The sequence below is a fragment of the Cyclobacterium sp. 1_MG-2023 genome, assembly GCF_030546805.1.
Classification (GTDB): domain Bacteria; phylum Bacteroidota; class Bacteroidia; order Cytophagales; family Cyclobacteriaceae; genus Cyclobacterium.
Genome location: NZ_JAUOPC010000004.1, coordinates 244,068 through 265,705, shown reverse-complemented (window position 1 = coordinate 265,705; position 21,638 = coordinate 244,068). Strand labels below are relative to the sequence as shown.

Sequence of the window (21,638 nt, the reverse complement as noted above, 5' to 3'; positions counted from 1 at the left end):
TAATATTACGCAATCAATTATTAAGACACACCTACCAATTTACGTTTTAAATGAAAGGTCTTACAGAGAATTTTTATGGAAATACTTGAGAAAATGTCTATTTTGACATCCAAATTCACGATACCCCAAATTGTCACGAAACTTATGAATGTAAAAAACTTTTATCTCTGTTTAAGCTTTCTATTCCTCACTTCCCTCGCACTTGAGGCGCAAACAAAATCAGGACAGCAATCACCACCATTGACTCAGGCCTCTCCTTCCAGTGTAGGTATTTCACCGGAAAGGTTAGCCCGTATTGACGAAATGCTGAAAGAATCCGTCATGGACAATACCATTCCGGGCGCAGTTGCCCTCATCGCCAGAAACGGAAAAATTGTTTTTCATGAAGCTTATGGAAACGCAGATGCCAATGGAAGAAAATTAAAAAAAGATGCCATATTTAGAATTGCCAGCCAATCCAAAGCAATCACTTCAACTGCTGTGATGATGCTTTGGGAAGAGGGTAAATTCCGATTGGATGACCCAATTTCCAAATACATTCCTGAATTCAAAAACCCTAAAGTCTTGGTAAATTTCAGGTATTCAGACACTACCTTCACCTCCAGACCTGCCAATAAGGAAATAACCATCCGCCACTTGCTAACGCATACCTCAGGGCTTGGGTATGGAATTATAGATGGAGACGAAAGGATGAAGATGCTTTATCATAAAGCAGGAACAACAGACTTGTTTACTACCGAACCTGTCACAATCAAGGAGGTTGCCCTAAAGTTGGCAGAATTACCCCTACACCATGATCCGGGAGAAAAATACACCTATAGTGTGGGGCTTGATGTACTCGGTTATTTCGTTGAAGTTATTTCAGGAATGACTTTTCAAGATTATTTACTCAAACACTTGTTCATCCCTTTAGGAATGAATGATACAAACTTTTATTTTCCGGCATCCAAAGCTGATCGACTTGTAACCATCCAGCATAAAGTAAACGATCAATGGGAAAACTATCCCAATACTTTTTACGATGTCAACTACCCTGTCAAAGGGGCTAAAACATTCTTCTCCGGCGGGGCAGGACTATCAAGTACCGCGAAAGACTATGCGACTTTTCTACAGATGTACCTCAATGGAGGAGAATTAAACGGGAAACGCTTTTTGAGTCGAACAACCATTGCTTCAATGATGGGTAATCAAACCGGAGATCTTTATGGGGGTGGCGACCAGCATTATGGATTAGCCTTTGGCGTGTTAACCGACCAAGGCCAAGCCAAAGCAGGCTTAGGATCCACAGGCACTTTTATCTGGGGAGGCTATTTTAACACTCAATATTTTGCAGACCCTAAAGAGAAACTCATAGGCGTAATTCTCAAGCAAACCCAAGGAAGTACCGGTGACCAAACAAGCTGGAAATTCAAACAAATGGTAGGCACCAGCATTGATGATTGATCCATTACAAATCCACCCTCTAAACCTTAACAGGACTTAAGCTCCTGTTAAGGTTCATAAACCGGTTCCGGATGGTGATTTGGGTCAAAAGGATCGTAATAATATAACTTTTCAGCTTTGTACTTCTCCAAATGTGCCGCCAATCTTTCCATAAAACCAGGATAAGATTGATCTTCTTTTTGCGACCAAACCACCTCTGCCAAAGCTGCTATTCTAGGATACATCAAAAAATCAAACCGATCCTCATTGGGAACAGTTTCTGTCCAAAGGTTGGCTTGAATCCCTAAAATAAGGTCTTCCTCTTCTTTCTTTATGCCAAAGGCATCCATATCAAAATTATAAACCGCATCTAAAGGAGCAAAAGCACCTGCCCACTTCCTTCCGTACTTATGGTCTTCTTGCTGAAGAAAATCGAAATAGAAAGGGATCCTGGGACAAACCACTGTTGGGTACCCATTCTTGAGCGAAAGGCTCAGCTGTTCCCTTTTATCGTGCCTCCACCAAAAAATAATTGTTTTATCTCTGGGCAAATTTGCCGTTGCCATCTCATCCCAGGCCAAAACCTTATTGTTAAGACGAAAAAGCGTGTCGGCCATCCTTTCAAAGAAATAGTCTTCGACATCTTTCATGCCTGTCAAACTTTCCTTTGCCATCAACTTGAGAACATCCGGATCTTTAGGCCACATTTGATTGCCAAAACTCACTTCATCACCTCCAAGGTGCATCATATTGCTGGGAAACAAAGCATCCACTTCATGTAAAATTTGAGACAAATAAGCATAGGTAGTCTCTTTGGCAGGGTGAAAGGTAAAGTCAGGATATTTTTCTGATCCACCGCCACTGTGTTCCGGATACGCCCTATTGGCAGCTGTGGCATGTCCCGGCATATCTATTTCAGGAATCACCTGTATCATTCTTTCACGCGCATACCTAACAATCTCTTTAATTTCTTCCTGTGTATAGTAGGCGGCAGGTGCATTGGGTTCTGATTGATTGCCAATTCCTCCTACGGTGGCTAAATTGGGAAAACTTTTAATTTCTATTCGCCATCCGGGAGCATCTGTCAAATGCCAATGAAAAGTATTTAATTTATAATAAGCCATGTGATCAAGTAGCTGCTTCACCTTTTCCATGCCAAAAAAGTACCTGGACTCATCCAGCATGATCCCTCGCCATGCATACCTTGGACTATCCTGAATTTCCCAGTTAGGTAGGGCAATTTCCCCATGTTTTTCCTTGGCAGCATGTGCCAATTGAATCAGAGAAATCACTCCATAAAAGGCTCCTGTTTCATTTGAAGCTTCAATTGTTACTGAATTTTGCTGGATGTTTATTTTATAGCCCGGCTTCAGGTCATTAACCTTTTTGATCACGATGGTTTTTGAAGCTGATTCAATTTCCAGAAGCGGCATATTCAACAATCTTAATGCTTCCTGTTGCAAATAATTCCCTTGATCCGGAAAACCTTCAAGCGTAATACCAACTTTGCTATCCCATAGAAACTCTCCTGGATTAAGTTGATAATTGGCTGGCATGGGAATAATCTCAGGCTGTTGCTGAGCAACGGTGAAGTTCAGAGAAAAAAGGACAAATAAAAATGCCAAAGAAAAAGGTTTTACTAAATACATTGAGGTAAGGTTAAATATTTAGCCAAAACTATAAAAAATTAACCGATGGGCCGGCTTTAAAAATGATAATCTCATTCAAAATTTAAATCCTTAGAATAGAAAATAAATCATGGAATTAACTTTCACCTGTAATCAAGTAAGATAAAATTGTAAATTTGACTTACTAAAAAATTAAAATTGACTTTAATTTGCAATTAAATATATACCACCCTTCCTTTTAATCCATTACAATGCATCTAATAAAATACTCCATTAAACTATTCCCTGTATTCCTATTACTTATGCTCTTTTCTGCTTGTGAGCAGGAAGTCAGTACCACCCAGAATCCACCCAATATCATTGTATTTTTTACGGATGATCAAGGCTATGCAGATTTGGGCGTATATGGCGCAGAGGGCTTTGAAACACCTCATCTAGATCAATTGGCTGCGGAAGGCATGAGGTTTACAAACTTTTATGTCCCAGCAACTGTATGCACCCCATCTAGAGCGGGACTATTGACAGGCCGTTATCCCAAAAGAAGTAATTTACATGAAGCAGTACTTTTTCCTTATTCAGAGGGTGGATTATCTCCCCAAGAGTTTACCATGGCGGAAATGTTGAAAGAAGCCGGCTATACCACCTCATGCATAGGGAAATGGCATTTGGGCCTTAAGGAAATTTTCATGCCGAACAACCAAGGCTTCGATACTTTCTATGGTGTGCCTTACTCCAACGATATGGACAATTATTACTACAAAAACATAGACTTTCAATCCCCTCCCCTTCCTTTTTATCAGAACACTACCCTTATAGAAAAGGGTCCTGACCAAAGGTATTTAACCAAACGCTATACTGAAGAGACAGTCAAACAAATCAAGAATAAAGGGGAAAAGCCTTTCTTTATTTACCTCGCTCACAATATGCCCCATACCCCACTTTTTGCTTCTCCTGCTTTTGAGGGCAAAAGTAAAAAAGGTCTGTATGGAGATGTGATAATGGAATTGGACTGGAGTGCAGGAGAAATTATCAAGACATTGAAAGAAGAAGGAATTTATGAAAATACCATCTTTGTTTTCACTTCCGACAATGGTCCGTCCAAAGGATCAGCGAAGCCTTTGAGAGGAAAGAAAGCCCAAACCTGGGAAGGTGGCCAAAGAGTACCGGGTATTATTACTTGGCCCGGCACTATTCCAGCAGGAGTAGTTACCAATGAATTTGTAAGTACCCTAGACCTATTCCCCACCTTTGCCCAACTAGCATCCACAAGTATCCCGGAAGAGATAAAAATTGATGGGATGGATATCAGCACTTTCCTAATGAATCCTAAGGCAGAAAATTTGCCTGAAAGACCCTTTCTATTTTATGCAAGAAATGGTGAACTGGAGGCCATTCGGTTGGGGAAATGGAAACTTCATACCAAAAAATCAATCGGCTGGGATATAAAATCAGAAGGCACTTTTCAAATTTCGCTTTATGATTTGGAAAATGACATTTCGGAACAAAACAATGTTGCCGAACTTCACCCTGAAATTGTAAAAAAACTTACAAGCATGGCCCAAGAATCTGATTCGGGACTAAATTAAAAAAATCAATTGTTTCTAAAAGACCAACTTTAGCTCCGAGAAGTCTAAAGTGAAAATCTTATATAAAATAATATCATCTCAACTGAAGTAAATAGATGTGCTTTATGCTTCAAATGGTATAAATGTATTCTGCTATTTCTCTCAAAATCAATTTTAGCTATCTTTGCAATCTATGAGCGAAAACAAATTCAAAAGATATACAATTACATCTGCCTTACCCTATGCTAACGGCCCCTTGCATATAGGTCATTTAGCAGGATGTTATATTCCATCAGATATTTACGTGCGGTATTTAAGGTCTAAACAAAGAGACGTGGCCTATGTATGTGGATCAGATGAGCATGGTGTAGCCATTACTATCAAAGCCAAGAATGAGGGGATTAGCCCTCAGGAAGTAGTAGACAGATACCATGGCATAATGAAGAATAGTTTCGAGAAATTTGGAATCAGCTTCGATCATTATTCTCGGACTTCTTCTCCGGTACATCATGAAACGGCCAGTCAATTGTTTACCGATCTCTACCAAAAAGGTGAATTTGATGAAAAGGAAACTGAACAATATTATGATGCTGAAGCCAAACAATTTTTGGCAGATAGGTATATAGAAGGCACTTGTCCCAACTGTGGGTATGAGGAAGCATATGGAGATCAATGTGAAAAATGTGGTTCTTCATTAAGCCCAACCGACCTGATCAATCCACGCTCCAAACTCAGTGGCAACACCCCTGTGTTAAAAATGACCAAGCATTGGTTTTTGGATTTGGGAAAATACACACCTTTTTTAAAGAAGTGGATCCTTGAAGACCATGCCAAAGACTGGAAAAACAATGTTTTGGGTCAATGCAGAAGCTGGCTAGAGACGGGTGATGGGTTGCAACCACGTTCCATGACCAGAGATATGGACTGGGGTATTCCGGTACCTATCGCCGGAGCCGAAGGCAAAGTATTGTATGTTTGGTTTGATGCCCCAATAGGCTATATTTCCTCCACAAAAGAATGGGCCAAGGAAAAAGGGAAAGATTGGGAATTGTATTGGAAGGACAAGGACACCAAACTGGTTCATTTCATTGGTAAAGACAATATAGTATTTCATTGTATCACATTCCCTGCCATTTTAAAAACCTTAGGAGATTTCATATTGCCGGAAAATGTACCTGCCAATGAATTTCTAAATTTGGAAGGACAGAAAATCTCTACCTCAAAAAACTGGGCTGTTTGGTTGCATGAATACCTGGAAGAATTTCCCGGACAGGAAGATGTTCTGCGTTATGTATTGACCGCAAATGCCCCTGAAACCAAGGACAATGATTTTACTTGGAAGGATTTCCAAGCCAGGAACAACAATGAACTGGTCGCTATCTTTGGAAACTTCGTTAATCGCGCAGTTGTCTTAACCCACAAATATTATGGAGGAAAAGTCCCAAAACACCATGGTTTAGAACCGGTGGATGAGGAACTCATCCGTACCCTGGCAGAGTATCCTGATAAAATTGCGCAATCGGTAGAAAAATACAGGTTTAGAGAAGCCCTATCATTGATGATGGATTTTGCCCGTACAGGCAATAAGTATTTGGCAGAAACGGAGCCTTGGAAAACCATTAAGACCAATGAGGAAAGAACAGCTACAATATTAAATATTGCCCTAAATATTGTTGCCAACCTTTCCATTTTATCTCAACCATTCTTGCCATTTACTTCTGAGAAAATAAAAGGCATGCTTGGTCTTCAGAACATAAACTGGGATAAGGCCGGAGAAATGGATTTGATAAAAGAAGGAGAGACAATAAATAAAGCCGCCTTGCTTTTCCAAAAAATTGAAGACAGTACTGTGGAAGCGCAAATTCAAAAACTTTTGGACAGTAAAAAGAAAAATGAAGCTGCCAAATACAAAGCAGCTCCAATGAAAGAAATCGTGTCTTTTGATGACTTTATGAAATTAGATTTAAGAGTAGTCACCATTGTGGAGGCGATTAAAGTCAAAAAATCCAAGAAACTTCTTCAACTAAAAGTAGATACGGGAATTGATATCAAAACAGTATTAAGTGGTGTGGCCGAGCAATTTAAGCCTGAAGATTTGGTTGGACGTCAAGTGACAATGCTATTAAATTTGGCACCCAAGAAGATGGTAGGTATTGAATCTGAAGGAATGATTTTAATGGCGGAAGATGCTGAAGGAAAATTAAAATTATTAACTCCTCACGAAGCCACCAACCCAGGTTCCAGCATCAGTTAAGCTGAATATCGGCTTCCTTAATTGGTAATTAAACACTTGACTCAGGCCCGCGATTATTATCGAAGGTTAGCAGTCAATTTAAAGTGATCAGAACAATTTTCCGTGATATTAGTTGTGTTTTCAAGTCAAAATGCACGAAACCATGAAAATTCTGATCACTTTTCTTTTGATTATGGCAAGTACCAATTCTCAAACAAACATAGAAATTAAAGACCTGCAGTGGAAAAATAGGGTTTTATTGGTTTTTCCTTCTGATAAAAATGCTAAAGGATTGGATTTAACAGATGCGATTCAAGAGGACCTTGTCGAACGTGATCTAATTTATTTTTATTTTGGAGATGAACTTGAGAGTAATTCTCCGTATACCTTTACAAAAAATCATCAAAAAGAATTGCAAAAGCTTTACGGATCAGGAACCGATAAAGGTAATTATGTATTGATAGGAAAAGATGGTGGCTCTAAATTAGAGGAGTCCGGCAATGAAATTAATTGGCAATTGCTTTTTTCTACCATTGATTCAATGCCCATGCGTATTCGGGAAATGAAAAATAAACCTCAATAGCAATATTAAATTTTTTATTCCCTATCCTTCATCCATCCGGTGATGCTTATTCTTTCCTTGAGAGTCGGCAATACCTCATGCGGAATTTCTCCACTCAAAAAAACGATTACCCTTCCGCCCAATGGCAAGAAATCTTGATAGTCTTCTATCCCATCTGGTCTGGTATAGTACATCCTTAATTCCCCACCATCCGATTCATCCCAGGTATCATTTAAGTACAAAACTACACTCACAATTCTATAACTTACAGATTGAAACTGGTCAAGGTGTCGGAGATAATAAGAACCCTGAGGGTACATGGCAAAATGAGCTTCAAAGGATTTAAGCCCTAAATAACAGCGTTGATTAATAGCTGTTCTTAATTTCTCCATCTTGTCCCAATAAACTTCCTGTAGGGGTGTCAGGAGGGATTCATCCATCCATAAAACTTTGTCACTTCGTATTTCAGGTTTTATGGCAAAAGATTCTCCTTTTCCAATCCCGGCCAATCTAAATTGCCCATGCATAAGTAATTCTCTCTGTTCCTTGAGCAACTCCTTCCTGAATTCTTCGGGTATATAGTTATCCAAGACACACCAACCTTTATCATAAAGATCCTCAACTACAATTTCATTCTTTTTTTCCCATTCATCCATGGGATCAAATGTCGTTTATTATTCGAAATATTCTTCATTTGTGCTCCTAAATAAATATTGAATAATCCTAAAAAAAATAGTGGGGGTGAAATTCTCAATTTTATCTCTTATTTTTAGTATTAAGCCTTAATTTTGTATTTCTAAAAAGAAATAAAAATATGCATTTAAAATCAGACGACATTGTACGATTGGAAATTGATTTTATCACCGGAGAGGTACCTCCTCCATTTAGTCATATTTTTAAGTTGAAGCTCTCCTTCAGCAAGAACTTTGTAAATACCCAATTTAATATTCAATATACCGATAGGGAAACCTTGACTCCGGAAGAAATCGTTGATGAAGGTTTTACCATGGCAGATGACTATAGTTATAAGGGGGAAATCCCCAAGCTTTGGGAAGGTATCTTCAAAAAGCTTTACTCTTCATCAAAATGGTCTAACCTAAAAACCCTTGGGGAAAAAGGTGGTATTAAATTATTGGCAAAGGACATTCATGGAAAGTTGATTCGTGACATCCCATTAAACCAAGAAGATTGGTACTTTACTTGTCAAGATTTCATTCAAGCCATTTATGAGGTCAGCAAGAAAGAGGCCCCCATGCAAATCAGGTATCTGGAAATTAAGAAAGAGAAAAAAACGATGGTTGAAATCGTTTACAAATTTTCCGTAAGAAAGGTATTACTTAATATTAATGGGAAACAAAAAGAAATGGCCTGGGAAAGAGGAAGGGAACTTGCCTCACTCATTTTCATTCCTGATTACGATTATGGTGTAGCCATGGAGGATGAACCCGTAAAAAATGGCAGGTATTTGGATTGTGGGGATGGTATTTGGCATAACTTTGAGAAAGGCATTATCAACCTTGACCCATCATTCGATGCCAAGAAAAAAATCGAACATGCACTGAGTCAACTCATATGATTTTTCCGAGGCCTTAGTGGTTGGATATTTTTCTGATATCTGTTTTAATTTCTAAAATCATTTTACCTATTTCCTCCAGTGAAACCGGCGCTGATGGAGTGGGGTCAGGAAAATGTGAGCTAATGAATGCCTTGGCTTCCCATATTTCCATTACATCCTGAATGGCAATATCGTAGGGTTTGTAGGTTTGATTATCCGAAACGGCAAATAATTTACCTCGCTCTTCAATGTAATTAAAAACCCTTTTATAGACAATTCCGTCGTTTTTGGTTACCAACACATAGGTTTTACCATTCTTGATTTCCATTGGACTTTCTAAATAAGCGCCCACGACAACTGTTCCCGGCATCAAGGGCAACATGCTGTCACCACTTATTTCAAAAGCCCGGTAGGTTTGATTGCCATCCAAATTAGGCAGCCTAAAATTGGGTAAATTCTCCATATACTCCGGATCTGCATATCCATTAAGATAGCCGGCGGAAGCTTTTTTACCCACCATGCTAATCCTTTCCTGTTCATCCTGATCTAAGGTAACGGTAAGAATCTTTAACTTCTCTCGTTGGAGAAATTGACGCCCTTTGCTAGCAATATCCCAACTTGTCAGCTCGTCCATTGAAACATCAAAAATATTGGTCAAGGTAAGCAATGTTGAAAGCCTTGGTTCGGATCTCCCATCCTCATAGGCAGAAATCATGGTTCGTTGAACACCTAGCTCTTCAGCCAGTTGAGTTTGGGTCAAACCTGACTTTTTACGTAATGCCTTAATATTACTCCCTAGAAAACTCATGCCGAATACAAATAAAATTGATGGTCATCTTTCCATTGGTTTTTGAAAGTGAATTTCAATAAGTCCATTTTAGATTGCTCACGCAAATTTAACCTCAATTTTATTTCCTCCATTATCTCCTCATCTGATAAGGCCTGATTCACCAACAAATACCCATAATATGGCTTCACCGCATTTTGAATATGAAATTTAACTTGTAGGTTGCCGGACATCAATTTTTTTGTCGTAAAACTAATATTGTGAAGGTCTCTCATATTTCAATATGTTTATTTAATGAACAATACGAAAATAGAAATGTTATTTTAATTAACCTATTACAATTGAAAAAAAATGAGCCTTAGGTAAAAAAAAGCCTGTGAAAGTAAATTCACAGGCTTAATCCCTATTTAAAGGCTAAAGATTTTTTGGAATGGTGTTATTTCCCAAACTTCTTTTTTAGCAGCGCAAGCTTATCCTCCATGCTTTCCTGAGCCACTTTTTGGTTTCCTTGTTGACTTCTTCGAGGTCTTTCCCTTCTACCACTTGAGGAGGTATTGCTTGCAAAAGGATCCGATTTAAGACTTAAGCCAATTCTTTTTCTTGGCAAGTCCACTTCCATTACTGTTGCCATTACTTTTTGGTTGACAGCCACAACTTCCTTAGGGTCCTTGATAAACCTGTCTGCCATTTGGCTTAGGTGAACCAATCCATCTTGGTGTACACCTATATCCACAAAAGCACCAAATTGAGTGATATTGGTAACAATGCCCGGCAGTTTCATCCCTACCTTTAGGTCTTTCATTTCATTGATTCCCTCTTCAAACTGAAAAACCTCAAATTTTTCTCTAGGATCTCTACCCGGTTTTCCCAACTCTTCAAGAATATCTTTAAGGGTAGGCAAACCCACCTGTTCGTTGACATAATCTTTAAGTGGAATTTTCTGCAGCAAGTCCTCTTTCTTCAGCAGTTCCTCTACAGAAACTCCCATGTCTTTTGCTATCTTATTGATCAAAGCGTATCGCTCGGGGTGAACGGCACTACTATCCAGAGGATTCTTTCCGTTACGGATTCTCAGGAATCCGGCAGCTTGCTCAAAAGCTTTTTCCCCTAACCTAGGCACCTTTTTAATATCTGCTCTGCTTTTAAAAGGACCATTTTCATTTCGATAGGCAACGATGTTCTGTGCCAAAGAAGGTCCAAGACCGGAAACATAGGTTAACAATTGCTTGGAAGCTGTATTTACCTCTACCCCTACACCGTTTACACAACTCATTACTGTATCATCAAGGGAATTCTTTAGTGCAGTTTGATCCACGTCATGCTGATATTGCCCTACTCCTATGGATTTGGCATCAATTTTCACCAATTCTGCCAGAGGATCCATTAATCTGCGGCCAATAGAAATCGCCCCTCTTACTGTAAGGTCATGATCCGGGAATTCTTCCCTGGCCACATCAGAAGCTGAATAGATGGAGGCTCCACTTTCATTTACCATTACCACCAATACCTCTTTAGGCAGACCAATGTTTTTCACAAAGCTTTCCGTTTCTCTGCTTGCTGTACCATTACCAATTGCAATTGCCTCAATTTTATGTGTTGCAACCATGTGTTTGATCAGGGCTCCGGATTCCATGGTTTTCTTCTGTGGCTCATTGGGGAAGATGGTTTCATTCTGAAGAAACTGACCTTGGGGGCCAAGGCAAACAACCTTACAGCCTGTTCTAAACCCCGGGTCTATGGCCAAAACAGATTTTTCTCCCAAAGGAGAGCTTAACAACAGTTGTCTAAGGTTTTCTGTGAAAACTTTAATGGCACCTTCATCCGCCTTTTTCTTGGCATATAACCTCACTTCTGTTTCCATAGATGGTTTAAGCAACCTTTTATAGCCATCTTTCACTGCCAACCTTACCTGATCAGTGCAGGTATTGTTTTCTCTAACAACTGCCTTCTCGATAATTTTGGTGGCTGTTAGGTCATCAGGCCCAGTATCCAACATGAGGAAAAGTTCTTTTTCTCCTCTTCTCATGGCCAAAACCCTATGAGATGGAGCGGTTTTGACAGGTTCTCTCCAGTCAAAATAATCTTTGTATTTGATCGCTTCCTCTTCTTTTCCGGGAATGACTTTTGACACAAACTCCCCTTCTTCAATAAACAGTTGTCTTAATTTTTTTCTAATTTCTGCATCCTCATTGATCCATTCAGCAATGATATCTCTGGCTCCATTCAAGGCCTCATCTATTGAGGCCACCCCTTTTTCTTCACTTAGGTATTCTTCAGCTGACTTGTCTAAATCAATTGAATTTTGTTCAAAAATCAACTGTGCCAATGGCTCAAGCCCTTTCTCTTTGGCGATGGTACCTTTGGTTCTTCTTTTGGGTTTGTAAGGAAGGTAAATATCTTCCAGAACAGACATTGTTTCCGCAGCATTAATTTTGTCGGCCAATGCATCTGTTAATTTACCTTGTTCATCTATGGATTTTATTATGGCTTCCTTGCGCTTGTCCAGATCCCTTAGCTGTTGCAATCTATCTCTGACAGCTGCTACTTGCACCTCATCCAAACTTCCGGTGACTTCTTTTCTATACCTGGAAATAAAAGGTACTGTTCCACCCTCATCCAGTAAATTGACCGTACTGATTACTTGCTTTTCTCGAACACCTAACTCAGTGGCAATCTTGGAATAATGATTCAAATCTGACATGAATAAAAATAATTAAATCCTGATTTTGTTTATTAGGGCGCAATTTAAAGCTATTTTTTTGGGATATTGTAAAAAAACTAAGAATAAGATTATTCGGTTATTTCACAGCAAATTGTATATTTACAAACACATTTATACATAACAAACAATGGATCAAAGCCAAAAAAAACTATATGATTTAGTTAATTTAGAAGAAATTAGTGGGGGTAGTCAAGAGTTTATCAATGAGATGATAAAACTTTTTATCAGCCAAGCTGAAACTACCATTACCGGTTTCAATCAGGCTATTGATCAAAAAGATTACGCCACGATCCGTAACCTTGCCCACCAGATAAAGCCAAGTATAGACAATATTAAGATCACCACTTTAATGCCGCTTATTAGAGAGGTAGAAAGATTGGCTGAAATCGAAAGCCTTTCTGGAAACCTTGAAGCCAATATTGGTACCATTAATAGTGAATTGGAAATTGTTATCCAACAATTGCAAATGGAACTTAACTAAAAGCGCCTTTGCACTATCCCCCATTTCCTAGTGAAGTAGAATGCTCCAAATAGACTTAGGGGTAAAAATACCGAATTCGCATTTCTTCGATTTTTACGGCATCTACTTTATTTTGTCGTTTGAGGATTTCCACCCTTAGTTCATGACATGCTTTGGCAACATAAGAATCCGGAAAAGACCTGGCTGATAATGTCAGTAGTTCAAAAGCCTCAACCAATCTTTGATCACCACCTTTCTTTAAAAGTTTTTTACCTTTCAAAAAGTTGGCTTTCCAAGCTTTGGCTTCTGGGCGCATCCTTTCAGCTTCTTGAAATACTTTGAATGGATCGACTTCTGAAGGATCCTTTTTTTCTGCAATGGGAGCTATTTCCGAAGAGGCAAAGAACGAAGCAATTGCCTCAAAATAAGCTTGGGCTTCCTTTTGATTGTATTCCGATTGTTTAAGCTTCTTTTCTTCTTTCGGGGAAGTGAAAAATGAAGCTTCTCCAATAATACCGGGAATGCCATAGGTTCCCCTAAGCACACTGGACCCTGATTGAGAAAATATGGTGAAATCTGAAACCAAACTATAAGGGCCTTTTCCTTTAAATAGTTGGCCGACCAACTTTTCTGCAACTTCCTTTCCTAATGTTACACTTGCCTGATTTTCTTCCGCACTGCCATGAAAATAAATTATTGGAAAATTCACTTTGGGGTCGGCCGTAGCATTGTGGTGTATAGAAATAAAAATATCCGCCTTATTCTCTAAGGCTATTTTGCTTCTTTCTGCCAAAGGAATAAAAGTGTCCGTGGTTCTGGTAAGCACAACCTTGGCCCCTGCCCCCTCCAACATCTCTCCAAGCAGCAAAGCAACCCTAAGGTTAACCCATTCCTCTCTTTCACCTGAAGGCCCTACCCTATAAGAATCCGTGGCAGCTGTTCCTCCATGTCCGGGGTCTATGCATATCACCTTGCCATCTATGGAGTTATTGCGCTTTACCCCTGCAGACCAAGCGGATAAATATGTAGTACTGAAGCATATAAATACAAGAATAAATAGGCCTTTTCCGAAAATACTTTTCATTATTAATATTATTTAAAATCTATGTTGAAACACAATTTCTAATGGATTATTTTGGGGATTACCTGTATTTAACCTTCTACCCTTTTCTTAAACAATAGGCTGAAAAGCTACCTATTGATTTCGGAAAAGATTGAGGACTTGAACTCAAAACTATATAAATATAATAAGCAGATAAAATCTCTTTTTAAGACTAGGATCAATAAGGATGGCATCGATAAACTAAGCAGGTCAAGAACCAAGGACATCTCAATAATAATGCAGCGAAATTGCTACCTAGCCTACCAAAGATACTTGATTTATTCAATATTACTAGAATGACTTTTATACTAATTCTATAATTTTTCTCATAAAAAAAGCCTCTGAATTTTAATTCAGAGGCTTTTTTGAAGGGTTGAACCGCATCAATCTATTTTCAATACCTCAATGGTTGAAGGTTCTTGGGTAACTACCTGAGCTACTTTTTTGGTCTTTGCTTCTCCATTATCTGATAAGCCTAATGGGCTGTCTACTGAAATATATGGCGCAATCACAATGGAAACAATTGAGGTTAATTTGATCAAGATATTCATGGATGGGCCAGAAGTATCCTTAAATGGATCTCCTACTGTATCTCCTGTTACAGAAGCCTTGTGTGGCTCTGATCCTTTGTAATACATTTCACCATCGATCTCTACACCTTTTTCGAATGATTTCTTGGCATTGTCCCAAGCGCCACCGGCATTGTTTTGGAAAATACCCATTAAAACACCGGAAACAGTAACTCCGGCTAACATTCCTCCCAGTACTTCGTGGCCAAAAAGAAATCCTACTACAATGGGTGAAATTAGGGCAATTGCCCCTGGAGCCACCATTTCTCTAATGGAGGCTTTGGTAGATATCTCAACACATTTTTCATAATCAGGCTTGGTTTTAAATTGCATGATGCCCGGAATTTCCTTGAATTGCCTTCTTACTTCATTCACCATATCCATGGCTGCTCTCCCCACTGCTGCAATTGCAAGGGCTGAAAAGATAAAGGGAATCATTGCCCCAACAAATAGGCCCGAAAGCACATCTGCTTTATAAATATCGATGGTAGATATACCTGAGATTCCTACATAGGCTGCAAATAATGCCAAGGCTGTCAATGCTGCCGATGCGATGGCAAAACCTTTACCGCTAGCAGCGGTGGTATTCCCTACAGCATCAAGTATATCTGTTCTTTCTCTTACCTCTTTGGGTAAACCGGCCATTTCGGCAATCCCTCCTGCATTGTCAGCAATTGGTCCAAAGGCATCTATGGCAAGTTGCATGGCTGTGGTAGCCATCATACCTGCAGCAGCTATGGCTACACCGTATAAGCCTGCGGACATATAAGAAGTGAAAATACCTGCAGCCAAAACTAAGATCGGAAGTACTGTGGATTGCATGCCTACAGCTAAACCTCCAATAATATTGGTAGCATGACCCGTAGAGGATTGTTTAATGATTGAATTGACGGGACCTTTACCCATTGCTGTATAGTACTCTGTTATGATGCTCATTAAAGCACCTACAACCAGACCTATAAAAACTGCTCCGAACACTCCCATTTTAGTGAAGGAAGCTGAATTTATTCTCGACATCACCAAATCACCTTCCGGCAACATAAAGTCAATGACGAAAAATGAAGCCGCTACAGTTAGTAAAATTGAAAGCCAGTTACCTTTATTCAGTGCAGCTTGTACATTCCCATTCTCCGATTTTATTTTAACAAATAAGGTTCCTACTATAGAAAATACCAGGCCTAATCCGGCAATTACCAAAGGCAAGAGCACCGGGGCAATACCTCCAAAATTATCATTACTAACAATCTCTCTACCCAAAACCATGGATGCCAAAATAGTGGCTACATAAGAACCAAACAAATCGGCTCCCATTCCGGCTACATCACCGACGTTATCTCCCACATTATCTGCTATGGTAGCAGGGTTACGCACATCATCTTCCGGTATTCCGGCTTCAACTTTACCTACCAAGTCGGCTCCAACATCTGCTGCTTTGGTATAAATACCTCCCCCAACTCTTGCAAAAAGAGCAATAGACTCGGCTCCTAGAGAAAAACCTGCCAACACTTCAAGTGCGGTTTCCATTTCATGACCATTCACATCTCCGCCTGTAGAAACTACAAACATATTGTAAAAAATTATAAACAGACCTCCCATGCCTAAAACAGCTAAGCCTGCTACCCCTAGCCCCATTACCGTACCTCCGGTAAAAGAAACATTCAAAGCTTTAGCAAGGCTGGTTTTGGCAGCTTCAGTTGTCCTTACATTGGATTTTGTGGCTATTTTCATTCCTAGATAACCTGCAAATGCAGAAAGCACTGCACCTATTACAAAGGCTATAGCAATCACAGGGCTGGAGTTGTCTAACAATGTGCCGGACCAGCCTAAAATAATGGCAGCAATGACCACAAAATAGCCCATTACCTTCCACTCTGCTTTTAAAAATGACATGGCGCCTTTGGCTATATATCCTGCCAACTCCACCATTTTTTCATCACCTGTCGGTTGTTTCGTAACCCAGGCCGATTTTATGGCCATAATCAGAAGGCCTATAATACCCAAAAATGGGACCAAATAGAGAAATAATTGTTCCATACTAACTGTTAAAAGAATTTGGATTTATTTTTAATTTGGACAAATATATTATTATTCCACTTGCCACCAAGGAAGAATAGATAAAAGATACTTCTTTCACCTATTTACCGTAATATTCTATCCTATTTCAGTAAAATTGCATTATCTATGCCTAAAACATGGCTTAAAACCCCAATTTCTAATTTTTAAACCGCTTTTATTTTCATATTGGCAATTTGTACCGACCTTCTTTAAAAATAAAAAAACCATCAACCAAGAAAGAAAATTACCGCTGGATTAATCCTTAATAGGAATTATTTACATTTTTATTTGTATTTGTTGTTCTAAAAAGATCTACACTTTCTAAATTACCTAACCTATACAGAATTGGGAAATTTATTAAAGACCAAATAGGGGATCCTGGATTTATAGCAGCTACTCTTTTGCAGATGCTGAACAGGCCAACCAAAAGAAGGAATTTAACCTCAAAAAAATTAATTTTAACCACTATGAAGTTCATCAAATCAAGTATATACCTATTTATAGCTATACTTTCCCTATTCCCTTTCAAAGGGTCCGCCCAAGAAAAAGGGCTTACCTTGGCACTATTTGATGTAGATGCTACCCCTCCTATTGGAAGCTTACTGGCCTATGACCCCTTAGAGAAAAAAGACGATTTAGGCTTACGTGCCAAAGGGGTGGTCATTTCAGGTAGCGGTTTACCCATAGTTATTTGTGCTATAGACTGGATTGGAATTGCCAATGAAAGTCAAGACGCTTTTAAATCCCGACTGGCCAAAGCAGCATCAACTCTACCATCCAGAGTAGCTGTTCATACGCTTCACCAACATGACGCTCCTATTAGTGACTGGGGCGCAGAGAAAATTTTAAAAGAAGCCGGCTTGGATCCAAAGGCCTACGAAAGTTCCTTTGACAGGGTTTTACTAGACAATTTGGATGAGGCTATAAAAAATGCGTTGAAAAACCCTCAACCCATTACCCATATAGGAACAGGTAAAGGTATTGTTGAAAAAGTAGCCTCAAACAGGAGGATTTTAGGAACCGATGGCCATGTAGCTTATACCAGAACTTCTGCCACAAAGGACAAGAAAATCAGGGATTTCCCGGAAGGGTTAATTGATCCTGAAGTTTCTTTGGTGAGCTTCTGGAATGAAGAGGAGCCTCTGGCCGTATTTAGTTATTATGCCGTTCACCCGCAAAGTTATTACCTGACCAAAATTGCTAATCCGGACTTCCCGGGAATTGCAAGGTACATGCGTCAATTGGCTGTTCCAGATGCCATGCATGTTCACTTTAATGGTGCAGGAGCAAATGTTACTGCCGGGAAATACAATGATGGTGCAAAGATCAACCGAAAAATCCTTGCGGAAAGGTTGGCTAAGGGAATGGAGACTGCTTGGGAAAATACCGTTAAAACAAAAATCACTAGTAATGATGTCTATTGGCAACAAGAGCCGATATTGCTACCACCCAAGGAAAGCTTACCGAAAATTGCCCAAGAGATGCGTACGCAAAATGCGAGATGGCTTACCAATAATGTACAAAAATTGGCCTGGTACAAAAGGCAAGCTCTCGGAAAAAAAATAGAAATTAGCTGTTTGATTATCGGCGATGTAAGAATACTTCATCTTCCCGGAGAACTTTTTGTTGAATACCAGTTGGCGGCAAAGGCCGAAAGAAAGGACCTGTTTGTAACCATGGCAGCCTATGGAGATTACGGTCCATTTTATATTGGCCCGTCTTCAGCCTATTCAGAGGGCGGTTATGAAGTAGGTACCAGTCCGGTAACTGCGGCTGCCGAACCCATCATTATGGGAGCCATAAAAAAAATGCTTCATAGAGAAGTACCGGACGATATAACAAAGAGTCCTATGGTATTGAAAGCCGAAAGTCAAAACCCCTTGCGCACATTGGATCAATGGGAAGCTAAAAAGGTATCATGGAAAAACAATATGGCTTCAATCATGGGAACCCTTCCTCCAAGAGATCACTTGGGAAATCCTGATTTAATTTATGGAGATTCTTCAGTTGCTGAAAACTACACCAAACATCACATTACCTTCGCAAGTGATGAGCGGAACGAAGTGACTGCCTTTCTCTATATACCTCATACCATTAAGGCAAAAGCACCGGCCATGCTTGTTCTCCACAGTACAGGGGATTTAGGTAAAAAAATAGTTGATGATCAAGGGCCTCGGAAAAACCGAGGGCTTGCCAAGGAATTGGCACAGAGGGGTTATGTGGTCATTGCTCCGGATTACCCAAGTTTCGGTGAACAAAAAGACCATGATTTTTCTAAAGATGGCTTTGAATCCGGCACCTTATTGGCAGTATGGAATCACATGCGATCTGTGGATGTGCTTACCAATATGGCACAGGTAGACCCGGATCGTATAGGGGTTATCGGTCATTCCTTAGGAGGCCATAATGCCTTATTTGTAGCGGCCCATGACCAAAGAATCAAAGCCGTGGTTACAAGTTGTGGTTGGACACCATTTGACTATTACGATATTGGGGAAGCAGGAATAAAAATTTATGGCGGAAGATTAGGACCTTGGGCCCAAGACAGGTACATGCCGGCCATTAAAAAATTATTACCGGAAGCCAAACTGCCTTTTGACTTTACCCAGATAATTGCATCCATAGCCCCAAGACCTGTTTTCACCAATGCACCTCTAAATGATAGCAACTTTTCAGTGAAAGGTGTTAAAGCCGGTATAGCTGAAATTCAACCTGTGTACAATTGGTTGGGTTACCCCGACAATTTACTGGTCAAATATCCAAAAGCCGATCATGATTTTCCTGAAAATACAAGAAAAGAAGCCTATGCTTTTTTAGACAATGTTTTTGGTTTTACCCCTCTAAAGAAACTGGAATTTGAAAAATGATCACCTTCATTCTCCTTTTAAATAAAAAACAAAGGCACTTATCCAATTGAAAAGTAAAAAATTTCATTTCTTTCAAGAAATATTAGATATTAGTCCATTAATCCGTCAATCATTAGTTAAAATTATGAAAGGTAACGTTACCCATATTTTATTTTCAATCTTAGTACTGGTGGGGTTCTACTCCTGTAAAGATGACAAATATGCTGAAGCACTCAGTCCAGAAGAAAGCATTGCAACTTTTAATATTCATGAAAATTTTGAAGTGAAACTATTCGCTGCAGAACCCCATATCCAAGACCCTGTAAATGTGGTTTTTGATGAAAAAGGTGTAGCCTATGCTGTAGAAATGCCCGACTACCCTTATAAACCTGAAGAAGGGAAAGGAAAGGGTGTCATCAAAAGATTAGAAGATACTGATGGTGATGGTCTGGTCGATGCCTCCACTGTATTTGCAGAAGGCTTGGCTGATGCAACCAATTTAATGCCTTGGAAAGGAGGGCTTTTGGTAACCGCAGCACCTCATATTTATTTCCTGAAAGACACTGACAATGATGGGGTAGCTGATTCCAAGACCTCTGTTTTCAGTGGTTTTTTCGAGAATAATTCTGAAGCCCAAATCACCAATCTTCGATTGGGTATAGACAATTGGATCTATGCAGCTAACAATGGACAGAGAAGTGATGTCACCTACAAAGACGCACCGGCAGAAGGTCCATTACAACTCAGAGGAGCTGATTTTAGGTTTCGATTGGACAAAGAATTGTTTGAGAAAGAGAGCGGTACGGCACAATTTGGTCAAACATTTGATGATTGGGGAAATAAATTTTTCACCCAAAACACCCTTCATCTCCAACAAACAGTAATTCCTAACAGGTACTTGGAAAGACATGGGAAATTATCCAATAGCTCGGTTAATCATAATATTTCAGACCATGAGCTGGAAATGTTTCAATTGACCCCTCCGCCCTACTGGAGAGCTGAGCGTACAAGAAGGAGAAATATTCAATACCAAGAACAAGAACTCAACCGTGTAGAATATGCTGAAGACCATTTTACAGGTGCTTCAGGTGGTACAGTTTACGATGGAGGTAACTTTCCGGAAGGCTTTAATGGCAATATCTTTACTGGGGAAGTTGCCGGAAATTTGGTTCATCGGGACATTATTGTAGAAGATAAATACAGCCCTACCCTTGTGGCCAAAAGAGCTTCTGAAGAGCAAGACAAAGAATTCCTTGCTTCTACAGATCCTTGGTTCAGACCTGTTGGCTTTACGGTGGGACCTGACGGTGCACTATATATGGTAGACTTCTACCGACAACACATTGAAACACCGGTATCTATTCCTGATGACTTGAAAGAAGACATGGATTTTATGAATGGTATGGACCGGGGTAGAATTTATAAAATTGTACCTAAATCAGGCGTTTCTACCATGGAAGTTCAGGACTTTACTGTGATGGATCCAGAGACCCTTGTTTCTCATTTGGCTAACAAAAATGGTTGGTGGAGAACAACTGCCCAAAGAATTATATTGGAAAACCCAAAAGCTGAATACATCCCATTACTAAAAACACTTGCTTCAAATGAAGACCCCAATGCCCAACTGCACGCATTGTATTTGTTGCAGTCAATGGATGCATTGGAAGTAGACTTAGTCAAAGAGGCATTAAAAAGTGAATACTACGGCATTAGGAAGAATGCGTTAATGCTTGCTGAAGCATTTCCTGCCTTAAAGAAAGACATTGCTGCAATGATCAATGACGAATCGCCTATCGTTTCCCTGCAAGCAATACTTAGCTTAGGTAACTATGAAGATGATTTCACTATTAAACAACTGGCCAAAGCCTTGGTTGAAAAAGGAGAAAACAAATGGTTCCGCTTAGGTATATTAAGTTCCAATGCAGGCTCAGGTGAGGCCATTTTAAAAGTGCTGGAATCTGATTATCAATTTTCAGAGCAAAAAGAAGACTGGAAAGAAGCCTACCTTAAAGAAGTAGATCATATTCTTGTTGAAAAAGGAATCCGAACCAAGTCGGAATAGTTTTACTAAAAAGTATTCAAATTGAATAGGGTTTGCAGCCTGTATTTACCTGTCTCCCGATTCATCTATA

At 39.5% G+C, this 21,638-nt stretch carries 15 protein-coding genes; 8 read left to right on the top strand and 7 right to left on the bottom strand.

The genetic code is table 11. The features are described 5' to 3' along the window. The first annotated feature begins 144 nt into the window (after nt 1–144). Nucleotides 145–1,443: a serine hydrolase gene (locus Q4534_RS07755; protein ID WP_303612596.1), complete on the top strand. Its 1,299-nt coding sequence runs from the start codon at nt 145–147 to the stop codon at nt 1,441–1,443. A gap of 47 nt (nt 1,444–1,490) precedes the next feature. On the opposite strand, the gene Q4534_RS07750 is transcribed toward Q4534_RS07755, so the two are convergent. Beyond that, on the bottom strand, nt 1,491–3,071 hold the full coding sequence (locus tag Q4534_RS07750; RefSeq protein WP_303612595.1) for a beta-N-acetylhexosaminidase: 1,581 nt from the start codon (nt 3,069–3,071) through the stop codon (nt 1,491–1,493). A gap of 230 nt (nt 3,072–3,301) precedes the next feature. Here Q4534_RS07750 and Q4534_RS07745 point away from each other — a divergent pair, with 230 nt between their 5' ends. The 3 genes from Q4534_RS07745 to Q4534_RS07735 all read left to right on the top strand — a co-directional run bounded on the left by Q4534_RS07745 (nt 3,302) and on the right by Q4534_RS07735 (nt 7,431). Continuing rightward, nucleotides 3,302–4,636, top strand: coding sequence for a sulfatase (locus Q4534_RS07745; RefSeq protein WP_303612594.1), 1,335 nt, complete (start codon nt 3,302–3,304; stop codon nt 4,634–4,636). Nucleotides 4,637–4,808: 172 nt separating this feature from the next. After that, a complete protein-coding gene (metG, locus tag Q4534_RS07740; RefSeq protein ID WP_303612593.1) occupies nt 4,809–6,869 on the top strand; it encodes a methionine--tRNA ligase in 2,061 nt (686 codons plus the stop codon). Between the two features lie 142 nt (nt 6,870–7,011). After that, the gene (locus Q4534_RS07735; RefSeq protein WP_303612592.1) at nt 7,012–7,431 is read left to right on the top strand and encodes a DUF4174 domain-containing protein; all 420 of its coding nucleotides are present in this window, start codon (nt 7,012–7,014) and stop codon (nt 7,429–7,431) included. Nucleotides 7,432–7,445: 14 nt separating this feature from the next. Here Q4534_RS07735 and Q4534_RS07730 read toward each other — a convergent pair whose 3' ends face one another. Then, a complete protein-coding gene (locus tag Q4534_RS07730; RefSeq protein WP_303612591.1) occupies nt 7,446–8,066 on the bottom strand; it encodes a 2OG-Fe(II) oxygenase in 621 nt (206 codons plus the stop codon). A 158-nt stretch (nt 8,067–8,224) separates the two neighbouring features. Here Q4534_RS07730 and Q4534_RS07725 point away from each other — a divergent pair, with 158 nt between their 5' ends. Then, nucleotides 8,225–8,986: a hypothetical protein gene (locus Q4534_RS07725; protein WP_303612590.1), complete on the top strand. Its 762-nt coding sequence runs from the start codon at nt 8,225–8,227 to the stop codon at nt 8,984–8,986. 13 nt (nt 8,987–8,999) lie between these two features. Here Q4534_RS07725 and Q4534_RS07720 read toward each other — a convergent pair whose 3' ends face one another. The 3 genes from Q4534_RS07720 to Q4534_RS07710 all read right to left on the bottom strand — a co-directional run bounded on the left by Q4534_RS07720 (nt 9,000) and on the right by Q4534_RS07710 (nt 12,453). After that, nucleotides 9,000–9,773, bottom strand: coding sequence for a helix-turn-helix domain-containing protein (locus Q4534_RS07720; RefSeq protein WP_303612589.1), 774 nt, complete (start codon nt 9,771–9,773; stop codon nt 9,000–9,002). Next, nucleotides 9,770–10,027 carry a hypothetical protein gene (locus Q4534_RS07715; protein WP_303612588.1) on the bottom strand — a complete coding sequence of 86 codons (258 nt, stop codon included), beginning with the start codon at nt 10,025–10,027 and terminating at the stop codon, nt 9,770–9,772. Before Q4534_RS07715 ends, Q4534_RS07720 begins: the two co-directional genes overlap by 4 nt. A 161-nt stretch (nt 10,028–10,188) precedes the next feature. Continuing rightward, complete coding sequence (locus tag Q4534_RS07710) at nt 10,189–12,453, bottom strand: Tex family protein (protein ID WP_303612587.1); 2,265 nt, start codon at nt 12,451–12,453, stop codon at nt 10,189–10,191. A gap of 148 nt (nt 12,454–12,601) precedes the next feature. On the opposite strand from Q4534_RS07710, the gene Q4534_RS07705 reads away from it, so the two are divergent. Next, nucleotides 12,602–12,955 carry an Hpt domain-containing protein gene (locus tag Q4534_RS07705; protein ID WP_303612586.1) on the top strand — a complete coding sequence of 118 codons (354 nt, stop codon included), beginning with the start codon at nt 12,602–12,604 and terminating at the stop codon, nt 12,953–12,955. A 55-nt stretch (nt 12,956–13,010) separates the two neighbouring features. Here Q4534_RS07705 and Q4534_RS07700 read toward each other — a convergent pair whose 3' ends face one another. Then, nucleotides 13,011–14,018: an N-acetylmuramoyl-L-alanine amidase gene (locus Q4534_RS07700; protein WP_303612585.1), complete on the bottom strand. Its 1,008-nt coding sequence runs from the start codon at nt 14,016–14,018 to the stop codon at nt 13,011–13,013. 401 nt (nt 14,019–14,419) lie between these two features. Further along, nucleotides 14,420–16,639: a sodium-translocating pyrophosphatase gene (locus Q4534_RS07695; RefSeq protein WP_303612584.1), complete on the bottom strand. Its 2,220-nt coding sequence runs from the start codon at nt 16,637–16,639 to the stop codon at nt 14,420–14,422. A 488-nt stretch (nt 16,640–17,127) separates the two neighbouring features. Here Q4534_RS07695 and Q4534_RS07690 point away from each other — a divergent pair, with 488 nt between their 5' ends. Both Q4534_RS07690 and Q4534_RS07685 read left to right on the top strand, forming a co-directional pair. Next, entirely contained in the window at nt 17,128–19,527 is a 2,400-nt protein-coding gene (locus tag Q4534_RS07690; RefSeq protein WP_303612583.1) for an alpha/beta hydrolase, read from the top strand. A gap of 124 nt (nt 19,528–19,651) precedes the next feature. Beyond that, a complete protein-coding gene (locus Q4534_RS07685; RefSeq protein ID WP_303612582.1) occupies nt 19,652–21,568 on the top strand; it encodes a PVC-type heme-binding CxxCH protein in 1,917 nt (638 codons plus the stop codon). The last annotated feature ends 70 nt before the right edge of the window (nt 21,569–21,638 follow it).

Bases quoted from the DNA above. Each gene is read 5' to 3' on its own strand.
- Q4534_RS07755 (WP_303612596.1), top strand. From the start codon at position 145: ATGAATGTAAAAAACTTTTATCTCTGTTTAAGCTTTCTATTCCTCACT.
- Q4534_RS07750 (WP_303612595.1), bottom strand. From the start codon at position 3,071: ATGTATTTAGTAAAACCTTTTTCTTTGGCATTTTTATTTGTCCTTTTT.
- Q4534_RS07745 (WP_303612594.1), top strand. From the start codon at position 3,302: ATGCATCTAATAAAATACTCCATTAAACTATTCCCTGTATTCCTATTA.
- metG (WP_303612593.1), top strand. From the start codon at position 4,809: ATGAGCGAAAACAAATTCAAAAGATATACAATTACATCTGCCTTACCC.
- Q4534_RS07735 (WP_303612592.1), top strand. From the start codon at position 7,012: ATGAAAATTCTGATCACTTTTCTTTTGATTATGGCAAGTACCAATTCT.
- Q4534_RS07730 (WP_303612591.1), bottom strand. From the start codon at position 8,066: ATGGATGAATGGGAAAAAAAGAATGAAATTGTAGTTGAGGATCTTTAT.
- Q4534_RS07725 (WP_303612590.1), top strand. From the start codon at position 8,225: ATGCATTTAAAATCAGACGACATTGTACGATTGGAAATTGATTTTATC.
- Q4534_RS07720 (WP_303612589.1), bottom strand. From the start codon at position 9,773: ATGAGTTTTCTAGGGAGTAATATTAAGGCATTACGTAAAAAGTCAGGT.
- Q4534_RS07715 (WP_303612588.1), bottom strand. From the start codon at position 10,027: ATGAGAGACCTTCACAATATTAGTTTTACGACAAAAAAATTGATGTCC.
- Q4534_RS07710 (WP_303612587.1), bottom strand. From the start codon at position 12,453: ATGTCAGATTTGAATCATTATTCCAAGATTGCCACTGAGTTAGGTGTT.
- Q4534_RS07705 (WP_303612586.1), top strand. From the start codon at position 12,602: ATGGATCAAAGCCAAAAAAAACTATATGATTTAGTTAATTTAGAAGAA.
- Q4534_RS07700 (WP_303612585.1), bottom strand. From the start codon at position 14,018: ATGAAAAGTATTTTCGGAAAAGGCCTATTTATTCTTGTATTTATATGC.
- Q4534_RS07695 (WP_303612584.1), bottom strand. From the start codon at position 16,639: ATGGAACAATTATTTCTCTATTTGGTCCCATTTTTGGGTATTATAGGC.
- Q4534_RS07690 (WP_303612583.1), top strand. From the start codon at position 17,128: ATGAAGTTCATCAAATCAAGTATATACCTATTTATAGCTATACTTTCC.
- Q4534_RS07685 (WP_303612582.1), top strand. From the start codon at position 19,652: ATGAAAGGTAACGTTACCCATATTTTATTTTCAATCTTAGTACTGGTG.